At 69.7% G+C, this 2,990-nt stretch carries 4 protein-coding genes; all 4 read left to right on the top strand.

The window, feature by feature from the left end; translation table 11 throughout:
- A partial coding sequence (locus FVW20_RS11095; protein WP_269145824.1) for a FliH/SctL family protein occupies positions 1–242 on the top strand: 242 nt, incomplete at its 5' end.
- A 47-nt stretch (positions 243–289) separates the two neighbouring features.
- Entirely contained in the window at positions 290–1,606 is a 1,317-nt protein-coding gene (gene sctN, locus FVW20_RS11090) for a type III secretion system ATPase SctN (protein WP_196609617.1), read from the top strand.
- A gap of 3 nt (positions 1,607–1,609) precedes the next feature.
- Entirely contained in the window at positions 1,610–2,113 is a 504-nt protein-coding gene (locus tag FVW20_RS11085; RefSeq protein WP_196609616.1) for a type III secretion protein, read from the top strand.
- Between the two features lie 11 nt (positions 2,114–2,124).
- Complete coding sequence (locus FVW20_RS11080; RefSeq protein ID WP_196609614.1) at positions 2,125–2,898, top strand: type III secretion system needle length determinant; 774 nt, start codon at positions 2,125–2,127, stop codon at positions 2,896–2,898.
- Positions 2,899–2,990 lie beyond the last annotated feature (92 nt).

The raw sequence follows: 2,990 nt of genomic DNA, 5'->3' as shown, positions 1-2,990 counted from the left end.
CCGTGCGCAGCCAGCAGCGGGTGGTGGTGCGCGTGGCCCCGGCGGACGAGCGCGCCGTGACCGAGGCGCTTGGGGCCATGCTGCAATCCGCGCCCGGTTCCGCCAGCTTTCTCGACGTGGTGGCCGACCCCCGCCTGGAGCGGGGGGCCTGCCTGCTGGAAAGCGAACTGGGCGTGGTGGACGCCAGCCTGGAAACGCAGCTGAAGGCACTGGAGAACGCGTTTCATGCCAAGATCCGCTAACCGCGCCAGCGCGGCGCGCGCCCTGCCTGCCGCAGCGGGAGGCCGCCATGGCCTTTGAGTACATCGGAGCCCTGCTGGAAGAGGCCGTGCACAGCGGCCCCACGGTGGAGGTGCGCGGTCGCGTGGAGCAGGTGGTGGGCACCATCATCCGGGCCGTGGTGCCCGGCGTGAAGGTGGGCGAGCTGTGCATCCTGCGCAACCCGTGGGAAGACTGGACCCTGCGGGCCGAGGTGGTGGGCTTCGTCAAGCAGGTGGCCCTGCTGACCCCGCTGGGCGACCTGCAAGGGGTGTCCCCGGCCACGGAGGTCATCCCCACCGGCGAAATCCTGTCCATACCCGTGGGCGAAGACCTGCTGGGCCGCGTGCTGGACGGACTGGGCGAACCCATGGACGGCGGCCCGCCGCTGAAGCCGCGCACCCGCTATCCCGTCTATGCCCAGCCGCCCAACCCCATGCAGCGGCGCATCATCGACCGGCCCATCTCCCTTGGCCTGCGCGTGCTGGACGGGGTGCTCACCTGCGGCGAAGGGCAGCGCATGGGCATTTTCGCGGCGGCGGGCGGCGGCAAGAGCACGCTGCTGTCCAGCATCATCAAGGGCTGCTCGGCGGATGTGTGCGTGCTGGCCCTTATCGGCGAACGTGGCCGCGAAGTGCGCGAATTCATAGAGCACGACCTGGGGCCGGAAGGCCGCAAGAAGGCGGTGCTGGTGGTTTCCACCTCGGACAGGTCGTCCATGGAACGCCTGAAGGCCGCCTATACCGCCACGGCCATTGCCGAATATTTCCGCGACCAGCGCCGTAGCGTGCTGCTCATGATGGATTCCGTGACCCGCTTTGGCCGCGCACAGCGCGAAATCGGCCTCGCGGCTGGTGAGCCCCCCACACGGCGCGGCTTTCCGCCGTCGGTGTTCTCCACCCTGCCGCGCCTCATGGAGCGGGCGGGCAATTCGGACAAGGGGTCCATCACCGCGCTCTATACCGTACTGGTGGAAGGCGACGACATGACGGAACCCATCGCCGACGAAACCCGGTCCATCCTGGACGGGCACATCGTGCTTTCGCGCAAGTTGGCCGCCGCCAACCACTATCCGGCCATCGACGTGCAGGCCAGCGTCAGCCGCGTCATGAACGCCATCGTGGACAAGGAGCACAAGGCCGCTGCGCAAAAGTTGCGCAAGGTGCTGGCAAAGTACGCCGAAGTGGAGCTGCTGGTGCAGATCGGCGAGTACAAGCGCGGGTCGGACAAGGAGGCGGACGAGGCGCTGGACAGGGTAGCCGCGGTCAACGCCTTCCTGCGCCAGGGGCTGGACGAGCGCAGCGGGTTCGATGACACGCTGGCCGCCCTGCGCAAGGTGGTGGAATAGTTCGTGGCGACGCCCTATCCGTTGCAGCCGCTGCTGAACGTGCGCCACTTTCGCGAGAACGGGGCGCGCAACGCCCTGATGGCCGCGGAAGGCATGCTGCGCGAGGCCGTGCAGGCGGCGGAGGACCGTCGTGCCGAACTGGAGCGTTACCGCGCCTGGCGGCCCGGCGAGGAAGAACGCCGCTACGATGCCATCATGGGCACGTCCATGGCCATGGATGACCTAGACCGGTTCAAGGCGGGGCTGGCGGCGCTGGCGCAGGCGGAATTGCAGCGCGAACAGGCCGTGGCCGACGCCGACCGCCGCGTGGAGGAATGCCGCAAGGCCGTGGCCGATGCGCGCGCCGCCGTGGCCAAGGCCCGGCGCGAGGTGGCCAAGATAGCGGCGCACAAGGACATCTGGAGCGAGGAGATGCGCCGCGAGACCGAACGGCTGGCGGACATCGAAATGGAAGAGTTCAAGGCCGTGCCCGTGACCACGTCGGACGACGATGACGGGATGGCGTGACGGAGAGCACCATGGCCGATTTTCTGAAAGTGGATGCAGGCAGGCTGGCCGAGGCGGCCGCCGCCCAGGCGGGTGCACAGGGGGCCGCCGGACGGCGTGATGCGCCGCCGCAGGAGCGCGACGTGGACGCCTTCGACCGGGCCATGGGTGATGCCCGGGACGGTCAGCCCGGCTCCGGCGTGTCCGGTGACCGGGACGCGTCGGGTGACAGGCGGGTTGCCGGTCGCAATCAGGACGACCGCAGGAACTCCGAACAGGGCGGCAAGGGCGGCGACGACACCGACCAGGTGGACGACGGGATGTCCGCATCGCCGTTCCAGTTGCTGGGCGGGGCCATGGAAGGGATGTTCCGCCGCGTCGGCCCCGACGGGGCCGATGGCGCACAGGCCGCCGCGCAGGCTTCCGCCCCCGCCGCCCCCGCCGACCCCGCTAACAGGGACGGGCTGACCTCTTCGCTGGTCGAACGCATCCTGGTCTCCACGCCCGAATCGGGCGGCAACGAGGTGCGCATCCTGCTGGGCGATGCCCTGCCCGGCACCGAAATTCGCATGACCCGCGGCCCCGACGGCATGCTCATGGTCGATCTGGCCACCGACGACGCCAACTCGTTCCAGACCCTGGTGGCCGCCCGCGCAGAGCTGAAGGCCCGGCTGGACCAGCTGGAAAAGGGCGGCGTGCGGGTGGAGGTGACGGATAACGCCCGGCAGGACGACGGCAACGCCGACCGCAGGTCGGCGGGCCACATGGACTACGACCCGGACAACCAGAGAGGACGGCGTGGCTGAACACCTGCACCAACCCGAGGCCGCCGCGCCACAACCCTTTGCGGCCCGCCCGCTGGCGCCGGGCGCGGCGCGGCTGCTCAACGTGCTGTGCA

Source organism: Nitratidesulfovibrio oxamicus (assembly GCF_015731765.1).
GTDB lineage: Bacteria > Desulfobacterota > Desulfovibrionia > Desulfovibrionales > Desulfovibrionaceae > Cupidesulfovibrio > Cupidesulfovibrio oxamicus.
The sequence above is the reverse complement of the archived record's forward strand: the minus strand, read 5'-3'. Positions and strand labels throughout refer to the sequence as shown.

Bases quoted from the DNA above. Each gene is read 5' to 3' on its own strand.
- sctN (WP_196609617.1), top strand. From the start codon at position 290: ATGGCCTTTGAGTACATCGGAGCCCTGCTGGAAGAGGCCGTGCACAGC.
- FVW20_RS11080 (WP_196609614.1), top strand. From the start codon at position 2,125: ATGGCCGATTTTCTGAAAGTGGATGCAGGCAGGCTGGCCGAGGCGGCC.